This is a genomic window from Acinetobacter sp. BMW17, from assembly GCF_001592855.1.
GTDB lineage: Bacteria > Pseudomonadota > Gammaproteobacteria > Pseudomonadales > Moraxellaceae > Acinetobacter > Acinetobacter johnsonii.
The window spans coordinates 98,621-115,961 of sequence record NZ_LSOD01000047.1; the positions used below are offsets into that span (position 1 = coordinate 98,621).

Genomic DNA, 17,341 nt, shown 5'->3' on the forward strand with positions numbered 1-17,341 from the left:
AGTTAAATGAAAATCAAGCCGAGTATTCTAGCGCTTTTTACTCAGCTGTCAAAACACCTTATGGCTTATCATCCGATTTAAATGACGCCAAGCTCGAAAACAGTTCAGACGGCCCCATCGTATCCAACAAGCGCTCATACGTCTCACGACTTTCACCACGCAAATAGGTCCCTTCTAAGAACACCATTTGACGGAGAGCCTGCCAAACCCACTTTTCTTCTAATGTATTGGAGTCAGTGATATGACCCGACATATAAAGGAAGTTGGTCCAGTTGGTCAGTACAATCCATAAATTGATAATCAGGGCTTCAATTTCTGACGACGTCATTTGCATCAGACCGGCATCAACAAAGGCCTGATAGATTTTTTGCCCTTGCTGCATCACTTGCCCTGCAAAACGCGGATACATCTTGCGGAAGTCTTCATTGTTTTCAACCAAATGATAGACATCACGGTGTAAAAAGCGATAAGCCCACAACTGGCTGCTCAGCACCTGAAAATAACGAATTTTATCATTGGCATCTAACAGACGGTCATCGGGCAAAGCCAGCATCTGTAGCGTTTCGCCTTGATACTGTTCCATGAGCTCTTTGATAATTTCACTTTTATTGCGAAAGTGATAATACAAATTGCCCGGACTCATATTCAATTCAGCTGCAATATGATTGGTCGTAACAGAACGTTCTCCACGCTCGTTAAAAAGCTGCAAACTGAGTTGCAAAATACGTTCTTTGGTTTTCAACGTTTTAGTTTGAGACATCCTAAAATAACCATTCATTCAGTGCATTAGAAGACTAACACATAAAGTAACTTGACTAATTAGAGTAATCACTCTAAAAATTAAACATAAATTGAAATTTGAAATGGTAGTGCGGCATGAACAGTCAAACAAAAACAACTTCATTGACACCACATTCTTATGATATTCAGCACCTACATGATGTGCTTGAACAGCAAAAGCACGCTTATTTACGCTATCCATTGCCAACCGCAAAAGAGCGTATTGACCGTTTGGCACGACTTAAGCGTATCTTAGTTAAGTATCAAGATCAATTTGCAGAGGCAATTAATCAAGACTACGGCAACCGTTCCACCAGTGAAACCAAAATTGGGGAATTACTCACCTGCCTTGAACACATCAAATATTATAGCAAGCATTTAACCACGTGGATGAAACCCTCGAAACGTCACGTTTCCATCATTCACCAGCCGGCTAAAGCATGGGTGCAATATCAACCTTTAGGTGTGATCGGCATTATTACCCCTTGGAACTATCCTTTATTACTCTCGATTGGCCCCTTAATTTGTGCTTTGGCGGCAGGTAACCATGCCATGATCAAAATTTCCAGTTCATCGAGTAACTTTGGTCGCATTCTTGAAAAAGCGCTCTCTGAAGCCTTTCCTCAAGAATTAGTTTCCGTGACCAATGGCGGTGGCGCGATCTCGGATGCCTTTTGTCGTCTGGCTTTTGACAAACTGATTTTCACAGGTTCAACCAATGTCGGTAAAACCGTCATGTCTGCTGCGGCAGAGAACCTCGTTCCATTGATCCTCGAACTTGGCGGAAAATCACCAGTATTAGTACATCCTTCTATTCATTTACGGGATGTTGCACAGCGGATTGCTGCAGGTAAACTGTGGAATGCAGGTCAAACCTGTGTGGCACCTGACTATATGTTCTTACCTAAAGGTAAAACTGCCGAGTTCATTGAACACTTCCGCGAGTGTGTGGAAGAGATGTATCCCGACATTCTGCATAATCAAGACTACACCTCGATTATTAATGACCGCCAATACAACCGCTTACAAGGTTATCTCGAAAATGCACGTGAGCATGGAGCGCAGGTGGTTGAGGTCAACCCAGCCCATGAAACCTTCTCCGATACACGTAAAGTGCCCCCTACACTGTTAACTGGGGTCACGCCTGACATGCGTATTATGCAAGAGGAAATCTTTGGGCCACTGCTGCCGATCATGGAATATGATCAAATAGACGATGTTATCGAGTTTATTAATAGCCGTCCGCGTCCACTTGCATTATACTACTTCGACTTTGATCAGGCGCGTGCAGATTATGTCGCACAGCGTACTCATTCAGGGCATTTCGGACAAAACACGGTGTTGACCCATGTCGCACAAGACGATTTACCATTTGGTGGCGTTGGTGCATCAGGTATGGGGAAATATCATGGTCCAGAAGGTTTCTTCAGTTTGTCGCATGAACGGTCAGTGATGTCGAATCCCAAGTTATATAGCTTGAAATTCATTCTCCCACCGTTTAACAAACCAATTCACAAGTTGATTTCAAAGACCCTTCTTCGCTAAATGATCAAGGCATGACCTATCGCACGAGTTCATGCCTAGTTTTAATGAAAATCGCTTGTCTTTTAAGCGCATTTTTGGTATAAAACGCCCCTTGAATGATTTCATCCGTTTACTTAATAACTAGCGCACAATCGGTGCTGTCTAGCAATGGAGTTCACCATGTCTAAGGTTTGCCAAGTTACCGGCAAGCGTCCAGTCGTTGGCAACAACGTCTCGCACGCCAATAACAAAACCAAACGCCGGTTCGAGCCGAACCTGCATCACCACCGTTTCTGGTTAGAAAGCGAAAAACGTTTCGTACGTCTTCGTCTAACTACAAAAGGTATGCGTATTATCGACAAATTGGGTATCGAGAAGGTTGTTGCTGACCTACGTGCTCAAGGTCAAAAGATCTAAGGAGTCTGAACCATGCGTGATAAAATTCGCCTAGTTTCTACTGCTGGTACAGGTTATTTCTATACCACAACTAAGAACAAACGTACTATGCCGGAAAAAATGGAAATCAAAAAATTTGATCCAAAAATCCGTCAACACGTAATCTTCAAAGAAGCTAAAATTAAATAATTTTAGTTTTTTGGAAAAAACGACCTTCTTTAGGTCGTTTTTTTTTGCTTTTTTTTCGTTCGACTTGTTAAACTTTTAATCTCTTTTGGCACCATTTGTGCTTTGCTTCTTTTTCACCCTTAACTTTTGCTTAAGGAGTTTTTAGTGCCTCATGACGTAGATCTCATTATATTACTTGCTGTCGGTTTTGGGCTTGCGCTCATTTTCGGCTATCTTGCCGTACGCTTACGCCTTCCCCCACTCATTGGTTATCTGATTGCGGGTATCATTATTAGTCCCAATACCCCTGGTATTGTCGCGGACATTCATCTGGCGAACCAATTGGCTGAACTTGGGGTCATGTTCCTCATGTTTGGTGTGGGCATGCATTTTTCCCTCAATGACTTATTACAAGTTCGACGCATTGCACTGCCTGGTGCTATTTTACAAATTGCTGTCGCGACCCTGCTCGGAATAGGCGTCAGTATGATCTGGGGCTGGAGTTTTGGCTCTGCCTTGGTCTTCGGCTTAAGCCTGTCCTGTGCCAGTACAGTGGTATTACTCAAAGCACTGGGAGACCGTGGTCTACTCAATTCGGTCAACGGTAAAATTGCCGTAGGTTGGCTCTTGGTTGAAGATCTGGTCATGGTCTTGGTGCTGGTACTCTTACCCGCTACAGCAGTGCTACTCGGTGGAGAGGCCCTTGCAGGCGGTGCTGATGATAACATTTGGCTTACCTTAGGCATTACCTTACTTAAAGTGGTAGGTTTCATCGCTTTTATGCTGATCATCGGGAAACGTCTTGTTCCAATGATCATGCAATTTGTCGCTCGACTTGGTTCACGTGAACTGTTTACTCTAACCGTGGTGGCTGCTGCGGTCTCAATCGCCTTTGGCGCGTACAAAATTTTCGGTGTGTCCATGGCACTGGGCGCTTTCTTTGCCGGAATGGTCGTTAAAGAGTCTGACTTTAGCCATCGAGCCGAAGAAGAGACTCTCCCTCTACGTGAAATTTTTGCCATTTTGTTCTTTGTTGCAGTGGGCATGTTATTTGACCCACGCATCTTAGTGGAACAACCTGTGCATGTGCTTGCAGTCGTTGCAATTATTATGGTCGGCAAAACCATTGCCGCCATGGCACTGGTGCTCTTTTTCCGCTACCCCATCAATACTGCCCTCACTGTCGGTGCGTCACTGGCACAGATTGGTGAGTTTTCCTTCATCTTAGCGACACTCGGGGTTTCACTTAAACTCTTGTCCTTAGAAGGGCAAAACCTAATTTTGGCAGGAGCACTCATCTCCATCACCTTAAACAGCTTTGTGTTCTCCGCAATTGAACCTGTACAACGCTGGATTCGTGAGCGCTCGCATCTAGCACGCTTACTGGAACGTAGTGGTGACCCATTGGCAATGCTACCTGATGAAGTTTCACAAGACTACTTACGTGATCAAGTGGTGATTGTTGGACATGGTGAAGTGGGGCGTCGCATTACCAAACAATTGATGGCCGAAGACATTAAAGTGGTGATTGCGGAAGAAAACCGTGAAATTGTAGAAAACCTGCGTGAAAAAGGCATTGCGGCTGTTTCTGGGATGGCGACAGACCCTGGCGTACTGATTCAAGCCCATATTCAACATGCGCGCCTGTTGGTACTTTCCCCGATGGATATTTTAGATATTCATAAAATCGTGGATATTGCCAAAACCCTCAATCCTGAGATTCAGGTTTTGGTATGTGCGGAAAGCAAAGAAGAAGCCGAAGTGATTCGCCGCGATCAAATTGGTGAAGTTTATTTTGCAAAAGAGGAAATGGCGAAAAATATGAGCAATCATATTTTAAATCAAATTCAGATTGCACATCATCAAGCACCCACCCACTAACCAACCAACACTGGATACAAAAAACGCACTGTTCAGTGCGTTTTTTCTTATTCGGCTTAGCTGAAGAACTGTGGCTTTTCGTCCACCACTTCCGCTTGCCACTCGCCTACTTGTTTTTCAAGTAAGCCGTATAAAGCCGCTTGCACCATCTGCTGAGCAACGACAGTTGTCTGGTCGCCCAATAATGCTTTGAGCTCTTCATTAAACTGGATTGTGACTAAAGGCGCACTCTCCGAACCTGCGTTACGAAGTGCGAGCTCACCACCTTCAAGTTGAACCAATTCTAAAATGGCTTCTTGATTTCCAAATAATTCTTTCAATTGTTCTATAGACATATTTCCTCCATGTTCAACATGGTGGCAAAGGCAGTTGCACTTTGCTTCGCTTAGACTTATTGATATAAGGACAAATTTTCAAACTTCAAGCGCTGGTCATCGCTTTTAGAATTCAACCATCTCATTCCGAAAGCCATCGATCAACGCCGTTAAGTCTCGATGCCACTCACGTAAAATTTTGGTATCGGGTAACCATGCCTGAGGGGTTTGAGTGACTTTGATGATCAGATTCGATGAAGTTTCTGACTCAGGTTCAGGTGTACTCGGCTCTGGCGCATACTGACACAAGCGATAAGCACGTTTTAACTCGGCAATGAAACCTTCTTTCGACAGTTGTTGCATCACAGTCACTTCAGGCGAGACTTGGCCCTTAGCTGCCATATGCTCTTCTATGGACTTCAACGTTGGGTTTAAGTCATTTAAGCGGTAGTAACGGACCAACTCTTGTAGAAACGCAAGCACCGCGCCATGCAAGTGAAACACAGCAGCCTCACGGTAAGCCTGAGCTTGTTGCACATGATCAATTTGTTCTGCTTGTTGACATGAAAGTCGAGCAAAGTAGAGTTTTTGGTTAGTGCGATCAGCATGGTAACGGGCAACACGAGTCATGAAGGGTGTTCCTAAGTTTTGGCGTTTATAACAATTCTAAGAGTAATCTTTCTATACAGCAGTGCATAATAAAAATTATGCATGATCTATTTCAATAAAATAAATCTTTCTTTTTGCTATGACAGGCATCGAAACATGGATTGGACGCACATTTGTGAGTACCCAAGCCCAATATCCCTCTTCCCAATATGATGCCATCGCCGAATCAAGCTCATCTTCTCTCCATGAGTGAATCGACTCAACATCAACCATAGCAACAGCATACCCCAACTCTTCATCGTCCTCGTGGATTAAATAGTGCTTATTTTCCACGATAATCAAATCTTTGAGTGGCCATTGCTCTGGTCGCCAAGAACGGATCTCTAAGGTTTTATTTCCTTGAGAGATTTGTCGCCCCATCGGCGCAACAATCGATAAAGCTGGATAGAATTTTTTCATTTTATCCCATAAAAAAGGAGCATCAATTGCTCCTTTTTATTTATGCTTCTGGCTTCTCAGGTTTATCTTCCGCCTGTTTGACGCGAATACCAGTGCCATGTAAACGTAGTGTATTAAGCCCTTTAATGGCTTTAATCGCTTCACGTGCATGTGGCATTTCAACAAAAGCAAAACCTTTCGATTTACCTGTTGCTGCATCAAGGATTAAATTACATGATGCAACTGTGCCGTATTGCTTAAATAATTCAAGCAGTTCAGCTTCAGCCACTGTACGCTCTAAATTACGAACTAAAATTTTCATCTTACAACCTTCAAAAATAGGCAAAATCATCAAAAAGCAATCGCCTACGCTACTTTCTGAACATTGCACAACAAATACCACAATGTAATCTGTTTAGTTTAATCGAGATTAATCCCAAAATCTAAATTAATCGATTGGCGCTCAATTAAAGCACTCTTTACGGTTTGCTGACGAGGCTTATGATGGGTTTCCATGCTACACAAATTTCGGGTCAGATCATTCAAAAAATAACTTTCAACTTTACGCCCTTGCTCATCAATCACGTCTCGCGCCCATAGACTTAAATTTTGCTTGGTTAAAATCAGCTCATTCTGAGCCCGAGTCAGCGCCACATACAAGACCCGACGTTCTTCTTCGACATCATTAAAATCACCTTGGGCACGTGCATGCGGATATTGCCCCGGGGTGACATTGACGACATAACAGACTTTTTGCTCTGTACCTTTGGCCGAGTGAATGGTAATCAGGGTGACGACATCGCTATCGGGCTGGCGTTCGATTTCAGAAATCGACACAGGATCAAGCACATATTCCTCAAGGAACTCACTCAACTGGGTATGTTTAGACGCCAATTGTTTGACCAGTTCAAAGTCCCCTTGGCGGCGGTTCCAGTCTTTTTTATAATTTTCCGCCAATTGTACTTCAATCGCCTGAATACCCAAACTGACGCAAGCCTGTACTTCCTGTTTTAGTACCGTCATTTGCTTCATGATCAGCACAGTTTCAGCTGGAATTCGCCCAAATTTCTCTAATTTATCAAAGATCAAATCAAACTCAGGCTCCAGTAAAAGTTGCTGCGCAAGACGGCTTGCACCTACATCTCCCACCCCATTCCACAGAGTGAGAAAACGCATCCATGCAATATCATCGAGAGGATTGGCAATCACGCGCAACAAGCTCAGTAAATCTTTCACATGCGCGGTTTCAAGCAGTTTCATGCCCCCAATAAAGCGATAGGGGACATTGGCTGCAATACATGCTGCCTCAATATGCCGTGCTGCAAAGCTAGAACGGACCAAAACCATATGATCCGACCATTTACTGCCTTGTAAGTAATGGCGCTCTTTAATGTCGATCGCAATCCATTTTGCTTCATCAAACTCATTTGGGAAAATGTGCATGCGAGGCTTCACGCCCTCACCCCGATGCGCATCTAGGCGTTTGTTATATTGAATCTCAGATTGATCGAGCAGCCAATTTGAAAGGTCTAAAATTTCTTGGGTTGAACGATAGTTTTGCTCCAATTTAAACACCTGAGCATTCGGCACACGGTCTTTGAAATGATGAATATTTTCAAAATCTGCCCCACGGAAACCATAAATTGACTGTGCATCATCGCCGACGCAGAACAGGCTCACTTTGTCTTTAAGCGGTTCAAGCAAGGCCCACTGCAAAGGGTTGGTGTCCTGCATTTCATCGACCAGCATGTGTTTGCAGAGCGATGCCACATAGTCGGCTAAACCTTCTGACTGGTCGAGTGCTGAAGCCACGATCGCCAGAATATCGTCATAATCTAAAAAGCTACGGGCACGCTTGCGTGTCTCGTACTCTTTCATGATTTCCGCAATTTGATCTTTAAAAGCCAAATGCTCAGGATGCTGTTTTTCTAAGGCATCACTCAGCTTCTGACGCGTATTTCGTGCAAAAGAATACAGATCACACAGTTCTTGCGGTTTAGGCAGTTGATTGGGATTTTTCTTGTCATCTTTCCCACGAATCAGACGGAACATCATCAGCTGATCATCACGATCAATAATTGAAAACTGCTCTAAACCAAAGGCTTTCGGTACACGGCGCAGCAGATACATACAAAAAGTATGAAAAGTAGAAGCACGCAGCCCTTTTGCCTGCTCACCTAAAGCCAGCTCCACTCGCGCCACGATCTCACTGGCTGAACGACGAGTAAAGGTTAAAATCTGAATTTGGTTGGCAGGAATCCCTTGATCAATCAAGTATGCAGCACGTGCCACAATGGTTTTCGTCTTGCCACAGCCAGCCCCTGCGAGCACCAGACTGTGTTGCGACTCAGTCGTGGCAGCTTGTTTTTGTTGCGGGTTTAATTCATCAATTAGGCTGGCTAAACTCATAATCACTCATCAATTCGTGGATGCTGCTAGTCTAACAAATCTATGACATCAATATGAGGCTGCAGCAACGATTATCCATTTCTATCTAAAATACACCTTCAAATCTGGGGCTAAGACCTTATGCTCAAATCGCTTGCTGCCTCAAAAATTTAAAATTAAGCTTGCTCAGTATGATTTAAAAGCAAAAGTCGAGTGATGTCCTCACAGCTGTTTTGCAAATGCTGCTCTGCGTTTTTCAATGCTGTTGCTAAATCACAGTCAGGTTCATTGATCGAAACAATTTGACTAAACCCTTCATAAAATAATGTCTCAACATCCTCTCCGACACGTCCAGCAAAGGCAATCACTGGTTTATTCAACTGCTTGGCTAACTGAGCCACTGCCCACGGCGTTTTGCCAAACTTGGTTTGGAAGTCGATACTGCCTTCACCAGTAAAGACATAATCGGCTTGCTTTATTTTCTCCACCAATTGAGTTTGCTCAATCACCCACTTCGCGCCAGACTGAAGCTGAGCGCCCGTAAAGGCCATTAGACCAAAACCTAACCCTCCTGCGGCGCCTGTCCCTGCGACATTACGTATCTGTAGATTAAGCTGTGTTTCCACCACATCTGCAAAGTGACTCAAGTTTTGATCCAACTGCTCAACCATCTCTGCGCTCGCCCCTTTTTGCGGGCCAAACACATGCGATGCACCCTGTGCTCCACACAGCGGATTAGTGACATCGGAGGCAATTAAAACTTGAATCTTTTGCAAGCGTGGGTCTAAAGCCTGCATATCGATCCGTTCAATATCTCGTAAATGACCACCACCAACGGGCACGTCCCGCCCTTGTGCATTTAAAAAGCGTACTCCAAGCGCCTGTGCCATACCACTACCTGCATCATTAGTGACACTGCCTCCAAGAGCCAAAATGATTTTGGACACGCCTAGATCCAAGGCATGCCGAATCATTTCGCCTGTCCCCAAAGTCGTAGTCAGCAGTGGATTGCGTTGCGTAGGCTCAAGCAGATGAATACCATTGGCTTTGGCCATTTCAATAACAGCCGTTTGCCCACCTTCAAATAAGCCCCAATACGTTTTAACTCGTTGTGATGGCAATGGCCCTGTTACCTCACATTCGACTTTTTGGCCTGCTAAAGATGCTAATAAAGCATCGACTGTGCCTTCGCCGCCATCGGCCATAGGCACATGTATACATACAGCATCAGGGATTATGTTTTGAATTCCACGCTGCATCGCCACACAGGCCTGTTCTGCTGTCATACTTTCTTTAAAAGAATCAGGCGCTAAAATAAAAGTTTTCATCATCCATCATTTTTTAGAAAATTTAATTTATTAATAACACGATTTATAAATTTCCCGCCCGCATTTTTCTCTTTTCATTGTCCTTGGCACAGTTCGTTGTGATTGAAACTGAATACATCTCGATAAAGAAAAAATAGCCTCAATAATTTTTTAATTTTAGCCATCTCTGAATTTTACTGTACGCATCACCAAAACGACCACCATAGTTCATTTGGTTTTAATGCATAAATTAAACAAAGTGCGAATCAATTAGCCGATAAAATCATCACTAAACATTCAACGCTCTTAAAAAAAATAGGTGATGTATGCAACGTATCAATTTGGGAAAAGCCGCACCTGAACTGTATAAAACAGTATTAGAACTCGAAAACTTATCCATGCAAAAAGTCCAACAAGCAGGTCTTGAGATTGGGTTTTCACACTTGCTGAAACTGAGAGCCTCACAGATTAACCAATGTGCATTCTGTGTGCGTATGCATACACAAGATGCCATGAAAGCAGGTGAATCAATGGAACGGATTGCCCTCATCAGTGCATGGCAAGAAAGTGGATATTTTTCCGAAAAAGAACGTGCTGCGCTGATTTTAATTGAAGAAATTACACTCATTGCCCAGCAGCATTTCCCTGACTCGGCATATCAAGAAGCAGCAAAAATATTATCCGATGCAGAAGTTGCTGCTATTGAATGGATCGCGATTGTGATTAACACGTGGAATCGTATTGCGATTTCAAGTCAATATGCCGTCAATCCGTAAGCCTGCCATTCAGCTTTGCAAGTGATATAAAGCACACGAAAAAAGGGGCCTGCGTGAGACTCCCTTTTTTTAATCATGCTTTATTCAGATTGGCTTGCTGGTGGAATCTGCTTAATGGCTGCTGCAAGAGTCAGATAATTAATCCCTTGGAATAAAATATCAAAAGCAAGAAATAAGCCCAGCACCCAAAATGGAGCATCTGGTGTGGTTAAAATCATAATGCCGGCCAGCAGGGTTAAAATACCAGAAAAAAGTGTCCAGCCCCAACCTTGGAATGCTCGAAATAAGATTGCATTAAAGATACGAATGACCCCAGCAATAATCAGGAAAACCGCTAAAACACTGGTCAAGACAATGGCTGTTTTCACAGGTGTGGTAAATGCATAATAGCCCGCGACCAAATACAACATACCAAACAGTGCCCATAACCAGCGGAAGCCACCCTCAAAAATTTTAAAGGCTGCGATGAAGTGTAGAACACCACCTATCATCATCAGCACGCCAAAGATAAACACTACGGATAAGGTGGCAAAAGGCAAAGCGGCCAAAAGAACGAAACCAAACAACACCAATAAAATCCCTAAACCCAAATACCATTTACGATTTTCATGGAGTTGATGGCGAACTAAATCATTACCGACTGTTTTCATCTTCTTCTCAAGTTTGATTTTCGTTCACTTAGTTTTAACATGTTTTGCGGTGACCTTGTAGGTTTGAGTTTATCCACACAATCAATCCATGCTGTGGATAAACTCAGTATTATCCACAGTTACTTTTTCCACCCAATTTCAATCGCAGTGATTTCATTCACTAATGTTTCATCAATCGATTCAGGCATTTTACTCTGTGTTTGTGAGGTTGGAATATGCCCTGCCATTAATTCAGCCTTGGCTTGAGGAAACAGCGGTTGTTGATTTGGATATGCATAACCCGCAGGATACATCGGCTGTCCTGTGGCTAAGTCGTATTTATCACTAGCGCCAAAGGCATGTAAAAGTTCATGTGTAAGCACGACTTTGTTTTGCTCGGTTTGCTTGTTAGATGCAAATAAATTCACCGAACCGATGCGACCTTTTTGCAAAGCTGTCGAGTGTTTCAGCTCTTTGGTCAGTGCTGGATCATAATAGTTCAAATACAAAGTAACAGCTGGTGCGCCATATGAACCTTGATGATTATTCCACGCATAATAACGGAACTTTAAACTCCACATTACAGTATCCAACAAGCTCGCCTGCTCAGGTACTTTAGGTGGTAACTGCTTGAGCTCGCGTCCAAGTTGGAAATAAATTGAAATCGGCTGGCCACGATATTGTGCTGACATCTGCTCTAAATAGCCTTGTACCCCTTGTAAGTTTCCAAGGTTCAGTTGCTGAATATATTGCTGAGTTGTAGCCTGTCCATCTGCATTCACTGGATGGAGTAATACAATAATGGGCTTGCTCCAATCTTGATTTTGATCCCGATAAGCATTCAAAGCAACCACCAATAAAATCAGCAACAAGATTAAAATACGAATTTTTTTCCACATATTATGAAGTACTCTGTTTTTTCATTTTTCTTAAATACATCTGACTCATTTCTATCTTAGTTTCAAATAAGTTAAGTGTCTTGATTAGGCCTGATAGTTTTGCTCGACCATAATTTCTGGAGTCAAAATCAGGTTTTACAGCGCTAATATATTGTCCAACCATACTCAAATTAGCCCAACCATTTTCATCTGCATTATCCTTAACTGCTTTATAAATTAAATTTAAGGTTGCTCGATCAACTGTTTCAGGTGGAGAATACTCCTTGGATTGAGTTAATGCTTTTTGTTCAACGGTTTTTAACGTTTCTGTTAACTTCTTGTCGGTAGGCTCAGAAAGATACTCTTCTTCAATATTCTTAAGATCGCTATCCACAATTAAATTTTCAACATAAATAAATTTATCGCATGCTTTCTTAAATGCTTCTGGTGTTTTCTTTTTTCCAAAGCCATAAACACTTAAACCATTTTCACGAATCCGAGATGCTAAAGGCGTAAAGTCACTATCACTGGAGACGATACAAAATCCATCCAAAGCCCCTGCATAAAGTAAATCCATTGCATCAATAATTAGGATCATATCCGTAGCATCTTTACCTTTTGTGTAGGCAAACTGCTGAACTGGTGTAATTGCATGTGGTAAAAGCACTTCACGCCAATTTTTTAGAGTTTCACTACTCCAATCCCCGTATACACGCTTTACGCTAGCAATACCATATTTAGCTACTTCTTCAAGTACTGATGGAATTGCACTAATTGATGAATTATCAGCATCAATTAATACGGCAAACTTTTTTGTTTGTATGTCCACATACACCCCAAATATTATGATTATTTAAAAATTATTTTGACATAAAAAATGCCCACCAAAGTGAGCATTTCTTGATTATTTCTAAGCAATTAAAACTTAAGCTTCAACCCACTTTCCATCATTGAACACCAATGACCATTTGGTTTGCTTACCTTCAGGCGTTTCAGAACCAATATATTGCGCTTGATTCTTACGGCTAAATTTCACCAAAGTTGGATTTCCTTCAGGGTCAACATCAGGTGCTTGCAAAATAAACTGATACTTCGGATCAAGCTGATCAGCAACACTACGAAGTTCCGAAACTTTTGGTGCACGTGTTTCACGTACTTTCGGGAACTTACTTGCCGCCAAGAATAAACCTGCTGCCCCATCACGTAGCACAAAAAAGTCATCATGCTTAATTGAACGTAAATGTTCCATCTTAATCGGGTCTACACGCGGAGGTGCAGGTTGGCCACTTTTTAAGACTTTCCGTGTGTTATCGCAGCTTGAGCAAGCAAAATAAGGACCAAAACGACCCGTCTTCAGCTGCATTTCCCCATCACACTTATCACATGGAATGGTTGGGCCATCATAACCTTTGATTTTGAACTCACCTTCTTCAAGTTCAAAACCAGCACAGTCTGGGTTATTACCACAGACATGTAGCTTACGACCACCATCGATCACATAACTGTCCATCGCAGTTTCACAGATTGGACAGCGTTTTTTCGACATCAAATCTGCCGTTTCTGCTGCGTCATCATCAGAAAGTGCAGCAAGTGATTCAACTGGCGTTAAGTTCAACGTGCCTTTACAACGCTCTTTCGGCGGTAAGTTATAGCCAGAGCACCCTAAGAAGACACCTGTGGTTCCCGTACGAATCTGCATTGGACGGTCACATTCTTTACAGTGTACGGCTTCCACCTCTACAGGTTGGTTGCGGCGCATACCGTCTTCACCTTGCGCATTGGTCAGGCGCTTTTTAAAGTCGCCATAGAAACTGTCGAGCAACTCTTTCCAGTTGCGTTCACCATCGGCCACTTTATCGAGCTGACCTTCTAAGTCCGCAGTAAAGTCATAGTTCATCAGGTTATTGAAACTTTCATCTAGACGATCAGTAACAATCTCACCCATTTTTTCAGCAAATAGACGACGGTTTTCCAGTTTGACATAACCACGGTCTTGAATGGTCGAGATAATCGCCGCATAGGTCGATGGACGACCAATGCCCTTTTTCTCAAGCTCTTTCACCAATGACGCTTCAGTAAAACGTGCAGGTGGCTTGGTAAAGTGTTGCGATGGATCTAATTTTTCAAGCTTCAGGATTTCACCGACTTTCACCGCAGGCAATAACACATCATCATCTGACTTGTTTTGACCACGGACTTTAGTGAAACCGTCAAAGACTAAGGTTCGACCTTTGGCTTTAAGCTCAACACCGTTGGCATCCACTAAAATAGTCGATGACAAGTATTCTGCTGGTGTCATTTGACACGCGACGAACTGACGCCAAATCAAATCATACAAACGCTGTGCATCACGTTCCACACCCACCAAGCTATCGCCTTTTAACGCCACATTCGATGGACGAATCGCTTCGTGGGCTTCTTGTGCACCCGCTTTGTTACCATAGCGGTTCGGCTTAGCAGGCAGATATTTCACACCAAACTCGGTCTCAATATGATGACGTACCATATTCACCGCATCGTCACTCAAAAAGGTCGAGTCGGTACGCATATAAGTAATAAAACCCGCTTCATACAAACGCTGCGCCAACATCATGGTTTTCTTCACAGAAAAACCCAGACGTGTACTAGCGGCTTGTTGTAAAGTCGAGGTGATATACGGCGCGCTCGGATTCACCTTGGTCGGTTTATCTTCACGTGCTGAAACTTTGTAATCTGCGTCTTTAATGAGCTTCAATAAAGCATCGGTATCGGCTTTATTGCGTAGCTTTAAAGCTTTACCTGCTTGTTTGACGGCTTCTAAACGAATCTCATCGGTCTGTGACTTGGTGTCTGCAAAAACTTGCCAGTATTCTTCGGGAATAAAGGCACGAATTTCACGCTCACGCTCAACCACCAGTTTAACTGCGACAGACTGAACACGACCTGCCGATAAGCCACGGGCAATTTTTTCCCAAAGTAAGGGCGAAATCATAAAGCCAACAACACGGTCTAAAAAGCGGCGTGCTTGTTGCGCATTAACTTTATCGATATCAAGGCGAGCTGGATGCTTAAATGCATCTTGGATGGCATTTTTGGTAATTTCGTTGAACACCACACGTTGATAACGTGAGTCATCCCCACCAATCACTTCTTTTAAATGCCAAGCAATTGCTTCTCCTTCACGGTCCAAGTCCGTTGCGAGATAGACCTCGTCAACTTGCGAAGCAAGCTTTTTCAGTTCAGCAACCACATGCTCTTTGCCTGGAAGCACTTCATAATGTGCTTTCCAGTCATGCTCAGGATCAACCCCCATACGATTGACCAGTGCATTTTGTGCTTTTTCAGCTTTCTGAGCATCGGTCAGTTTGGTTCGTGTTGCTGGCTTCTTTTCTGCAGTCTTACTAGAACCACCTGTAGGTAAATCACGCACGTGACCCACAGACGACTTCACAATGTAATTCGAGCCTAAATATTTATTGATTGTTTTCGCTTTTGCAGGCGACTCCACAATCACTAAAGCACGCTTTTTCCCAGCCTCAGGAGAATCTGCTGTAGTACTTTTGGATGTGGACCGAGGAGCTTTCGCCATATTAACCGTTAATCCTGTTTCAATGGGTCTGTAAAATTAAAGTTCAGCCAAAGACTGTAAATATGCTTTCATGGCATCTAACTGGGTTGCTCTTAAGTCAGAATGCTCATCCCAATAGAGTCCCACGCAGTTTGCTTGCATATCAATAGCATAAATACCCTTTAATTCAATGGGTAAATGTTTAAACTTGTCATCACCTGTAATGAGTTCAAGCTGTTGATCAACAACGCGAGCGCGCATTAAAGGTAGGCGTGCTTCTGGAATCAGGACACTGTAGTACGCCACCATGCTGGCACGGTTTTCCGAGGCCATTGGTATTTTCGTCCAGTCAGGTGCTGCAACTAAACGCGGGTGTAGACCCATCTTGCGCGCTTTATCACGCATTTCACCTAAAGCTTTCTCTCTTGGACTTACACGAAGTCCAAAAATCGAGCCGAGGATGAATAAGATGATAAATCCGACAACCCAAATTCCAGTATTTTCCATAGCACAACCTTTTTATTCCTTTATTAGAGTTGCATAAGCACAATATAAAACGCAAGTTTGAACGATAAAATTAATTTAAGAACATTTCATGACTATATAGAACTTCATGTCCATTCCAGTAAATATAGCCTTTATCGAGTAACTCTTTCAGTAACATACGCACATCTGACTTCGGAAACATTTGCTCAAGCAAATCACGGAGCGCATAGATATCTTTGGGTTTATTGGTTTTTAACTCGCGCAGTTTTCGTGCGACCTCAAGCTGTACAGGGTCAATCTGTGCAAAGTTTTTAAACAACTCTTGTTGCGCGGACTGCGTATCTACAGTTGGTTCAAGCTTATCCACGACACTGTCTTTTTGCAGTTGCTGTAGCGCTTGTTGCATGCTTTGCGGCTGTGTAATTGGGTCTTGTTCATCTAAATTCAGTGCCAACCACTGCTTCAACACTTTTTTACGAAAGCGAATCTGCTCATCATAGCGTTTGATGATTTTGAGATTAATCAACATCCCCACCACCCGCTGCGTCTTTTCAGGCACGAGTTGCAAAATATTACTTATTGAATTTTTTAGACCGTCCAATGTGTTCGGCTTACCTGACATTTTCCCCAAAGCATCACAATATTTTTTGACCATTTTTAAATAAGGCTGATTTTTGATGCTGTCTAAACTGGGAAGATGACGTTGACTTGGTACAGCTTCAGACTGAATGAGGATCAAATTGCTCTGAATATCCGAAGATTGCATTAAGTCCAAAAGTATTTCTGCGGTATTGACCGCAGAGATAATTTCAACCTGCGTCTCTGGCTCAAGCAAAGCCATTAACTGCCCCACCACCACGGCATATTCGAACTCTTTTTGCTCGGCTTTGGGCGTGTCTAAAATCACCACTTGACCACTACTGATCCAAGCAGCCAGTTCCGTCAAATCTTGCAATGCATACTCAAATTGACCTTGGCAATGAAACAAATACAAAGTCGGATAATGCTCCACAATCTCGCGCAACAATTTAGCCGTTGGAACATTATTTTCAAGGTCAAGAAGAACAACTTTTTGAGTCATAGGACAGTTTTTATGGGATGCACCAGAAAGCGGGTATTAGAGTAGGAACTGCATCAAAGGTCAAATGATTTCGTCAGTCAAATTGGGCTTTGAGTTGGGTAAAACAAAAAAAGAGACACGACTCATCAATATCCACAAC

The 17,341-nt window shown here is 42.9% G+C and carries 18 protein-coding genes; 5 read left to right on the forward strand and 13 right to left on the reverse strand.

Annotated features, from left to right (window positions below; translation table 11 throughout):
* Window positions 1-58 precede the first annotated feature (58 nt).
* On the reverse strand, window positions 59-760 hold the full coding sequence (locus tag AXW61_RS15230; RefSeq protein WP_010325868.1) for a TetR/AcrR family transcriptional regulator: 702 nt from the start codon (window positions 758-760) through the stop codon (window positions 59-61).
* A gap of 116 nt (window positions 761-876) precedes the next feature.
* On the opposite strand from AXW61_RS15230, the gene AXW61_RS15235 reads away from it, so the two are divergent.
* The 4 genes from AXW61_RS15235 (at window position 877) to AXW61_RS15250 (ending at window position 4,749) form a co-directional block, all read left to right on the forward strand.
* Window positions 877-2,325 carry a coniferyl aldehyde dehydrogenase gene (locus AXW61_RS15235; protein ID WP_062035015.1) on the forward strand — a complete coding sequence of 483 codons (1,449 nt, stop codon included), beginning with the start codon at window positions 877-879 and terminating at the stop codon, window positions 2,323-2,325.
* Between the two features lie 159 nt (window positions 2,326-2,484).
* Complete coding sequence (rpmB, locus tag AXW61_RS15240) at window positions 2,485-2,721, forward strand: 50S ribosomal protein L28 (RefSeq protein ID WP_000048256.1); 237 nt, start codon at window positions 2,485-2,487, stop codon at window positions 2,719-2,721.
* Window positions 2,722-2,733: 12 nt separating this feature from the next.
* Window positions 2,734-2,889 (forward strand): 50S ribosomal protein L33, encoded by a 156-nt coding sequence (gene rpmG, locus AXW61_RS15245; RefSeq protein ID WP_003654787.1) that lies wholly within the window; start codon window positions 2,734-2,736, stop codon window positions 2,887-2,889.
* Between the two features lie 144 nt (window positions 2,890-3,033).
* Window positions 3,034-4,749, forward strand: a complete 1,716-nt coding sequence (locus AXW61_RS15250) for a cation:proton antiporter (protein ID WP_062035017.1) — start codon at window positions 3,034-3,036, stop codon at window positions 4,747-4,749.
* 56 nt (window positions 4,750-4,805) lie between these two features.
* On the opposite strand, the gene AXW61_RS15255 is transcribed toward AXW61_RS15250, so the two are convergent.
* The 6 genes from AXW61_RS15255 to AXW61_RS15280 all read right to left on the reverse strand — a co-directional run bounded on the left by AXW61_RS15255 (window position 4,806) and on the right by AXW61_RS15280 (window position 9,829).
* Entirely contained in the window at window positions 4,806-5,084 is a 279-nt protein-coding gene (locus tag AXW61_RS15255; RefSeq protein ID WP_004692486.1) for a hypothetical protein, read from the reverse strand.
* A 105-nt stretch (window positions 5,085-5,189) separates the two neighbouring features.
* Window positions 5,190-5,693, reverse strand: coding sequence for a DUF6586 family protein (locus AXW61_RS15260; RefSeq protein ID WP_004692488.1), 504 nt, complete (start codon window positions 5,691-5,693; stop codon window positions 5,190-5,192).
* 75 nt (window positions 5,694-5,768) lie between these two features.
* The gene (locus AXW61_RS15265) at window positions 5,769-6,131 is read right to left on the reverse strand and encodes an ASCH domain-containing protein (protein WP_062035019.1); all 363 of its coding nucleotides are present in this window, start codon (window positions 6,129-6,131) and stop codon (window positions 5,769-5,771) included.
* A gap of 40 nt (window positions 6,132-6,171) precedes the next feature.
* Complete coding sequence (locus AXW61_RS15270; protein WP_004692489.1) at window positions 6,172-6,432, reverse strand: RNA-binding protein; 261 nt, start codon at window positions 6,430-6,432, stop codon at window positions 6,172-6,174.
* Between the two features lie 98 nt (window positions 6,433-6,530).
* Complete coding sequence (locus tag AXW61_RS15275) at window positions 6,531-8,519, reverse strand: ATP-dependent helicase (protein WP_062035021.1); 1,989 nt, start codon at window positions 8,517-8,519, stop codon at window positions 6,531-6,533.
* 155 nt (window positions 8,520-8,674) lie between these two features.
* The gene (locus AXW61_RS15280; protein WP_171254092.1) at window positions 8,675-9,829 is read right to left on the reverse strand and encodes a glycerate kinase; all 1,155 of its coding nucleotides are present in this window, start codon (window positions 9,827-9,829) and stop codon (window positions 8,675-8,677) included.
* 302 nt (window positions 9,830-10,131) lie between these two features.
* Here AXW61_RS15280 and AXW61_RS15285 point away from each other — a divergent pair, with 302 nt between their 5' ends.
* Window positions 10,132-10,581 (forward strand): carboxymuconolactone decarboxylase family protein, encoded by a 450-nt coding sequence (locus tag AXW61_RS15285; RefSeq protein WP_062035025.1) that lies wholly within the window; start codon window positions 10,132-10,134, stop codon window positions 10,579-10,581.
* Window positions 10,582-10,661: 80 nt separating this feature from the next.
* On the opposite strand, the gene AXW61_RS15290 is transcribed toward AXW61_RS15285, so the two are convergent.
* The 6 genes from AXW61_RS15290 to AXW61_RS15315 all read right to left on the reverse strand — a co-directional run bounded on the left by AXW61_RS15290 (window position 10,662) and on the right by AXW61_RS15315 (window position 17,202).
* Entirely contained in the window at window positions 10,662-11,231 is a 570-nt protein-coding gene (locus AXW61_RS15290; protein ID WP_062035027.1) for an HdeD family acid-resistance protein, read from the reverse strand.
* Window positions 11,232-11,350: 119 nt separating this feature from the next.
* On the reverse strand, window positions 11,351-12,109 hold the full coding sequence (locus AXW61_RS15295; protein WP_062035029.1) for a hypothetical protein: 759 nt from the start codon (window positions 12,107-12,109) through the stop codon (window positions 11,351-11,353).
* 1 nt (window position 12,110) lies between these two features.
* Window positions 12,111-12,917, reverse strand: a complete 807-nt coding sequence (locus tag AXW61_RS15300; RefSeq protein ID WP_062035031.1) for an NYN domain-containing protein — start codon at window positions 12,915-12,917, stop codon at window positions 12,111-12,113.
* Between the two features lie 96 nt (window positions 12,918-13,013).
* The gene (gene topA, locus AXW61_RS15305) at window positions 13,014-15,656 is read right to left on the reverse strand and encodes a type I DNA topoisomerase (RefSeq protein ID WP_062035033.1); all 2,643 of its coding nucleotides are present in this window, start codon (window positions 15,654-15,656) and stop codon (window positions 13,014-13,016) included.
* Between the two features lie 36 nt (window positions 15,657-15,692).
* Window positions 15,693-16,142, reverse strand: a complete 450-nt coding sequence (locus AXW61_RS15310; RefSeq protein ID WP_004692510.1) for an ammonium transporter — start codon at window positions 16,140-16,142, stop codon at window positions 15,693-15,695.
* Between the two features lie 70 nt (window positions 16,143-16,212).
* The gene (locus tag AXW61_RS15315; RefSeq protein WP_005400853.1) at window positions 16,213-17,202 is read right to left on the reverse strand and encodes a hypothetical protein; all 990 of its coding nucleotides are present in this window, start codon (window positions 17,200-17,202) and stop codon (window positions 16,213-16,215) included.
* Window positions 17,203-17,341: the final 139 nt, after the last annotated feature.

Excerpts from the sequence above, each read along its gene's own strand:
- AXW61_RS15230 (WP_010325868.1), bottom strand. The coding sequence starts at position 760 with ATGTCTCAAACTAAAACGTTGAAAACCAAAGAACGTATTTTGCAACTC.
- AXW61_RS15235 (WP_062035015.1), top strand. The coding sequence starts at position 877 with ATGAACAGTCAAACAAAAACAACTTCATTGACACCACATTCTTATGAT.
- rpmB (WP_000048256.1), top strand. The coding sequence starts at position 2,485 with ATGTCTAAGGTTTGCCAAGTTACCGGCAAGCGTCCAGTCGTTGGCAAC.
- rpmG (WP_003654787.1), top strand. The coding sequence starts at position 2,734 with ATGCGTGATAAAATTCGCCTAGTTTCTACTGCTGGTACAGGTTATTTC.
- AXW61_RS15255 (WP_004692486.1), bottom strand. The coding sequence starts at position 5,084 with ATGTCTATAGAACAATTGAAAGAATTATTTGGAAATCAAGAAGCCATT.
- AXW61_RS15260 (WP_004692488.1), bottom strand. The coding sequence starts at position 5,693 with ATGACTCGTGTTGCCCGTTACCATGCTGATCGCACTAACCAAAAACTC.
- AXW61_RS15265 (WP_062035019.1), bottom strand. The coding sequence starts at position 6,131 with ATGAAAAAATTCTATCCAGCTTTATCGATTGTTGCGCCGATGGGGCGA.
- AXW61_RS15270 (WP_004692489.1), bottom strand. The coding sequence starts at position 6,432 with ATGAAAATTTTAGTTCGTAATTTAGAGCGTACAGTGGCTGAAGCTGAA.
- AXW61_RS15275 (WP_062035021.1), bottom strand. The coding sequence starts at position 8,519 with ATGAGTTTAGCCAGCCTAATTGATGAATTAAACCCGCAACAAAAACAA.
- AXW61_RS15280 (WP_171254092.1), bottom strand. The coding sequence starts at position 9,829 with ATGATGAAAACTTTTATTTTAGCGCCTGATTCTTTTAAAGAAAGTATG.
- AXW61_RS15285 (WP_062035025.1), top strand. The coding sequence starts at position 10,132 with ATGCAACGTATCAATTTGGGAAAAGCCGCACCTGAACTGTATAAAACA.
- AXW61_RS15290 (WP_062035027.1), bottom strand. The coding sequence starts at position 11,231 with ATGAAAACAGTCGGTAATGATTTAGTTCGCCATCAACTCCATGAAAAT.
- AXW61_RS15295 (WP_062035029.1), bottom strand. The coding sequence starts at position 12,109 with ATGTGGAAAAAAATTCGTATTTTAATCTTGTTGCTGATTTTATTGGTG.
- topA (WP_062035033.1), bottom strand. The coding sequence starts at position 15,656 with ATGGCGAAAGCTCCTCGGTCCACATCCAAAAGTACTACAGCAGATTCT.
- AXW61_RS15310 (WP_004692510.1), bottom strand. The coding sequence starts at position 16,142 with ATGGAAAATACTGGAATTTGGGTTGTCGGATTTATCATCTTATTCATC.
- AXW61_RS15315 (WP_005400853.1), bottom strand. The coding sequence starts at position 17,202 with ATGACTCAAAAAGTTGTTCTTCTTGACCTTGAAAATAATGTTCCAACG.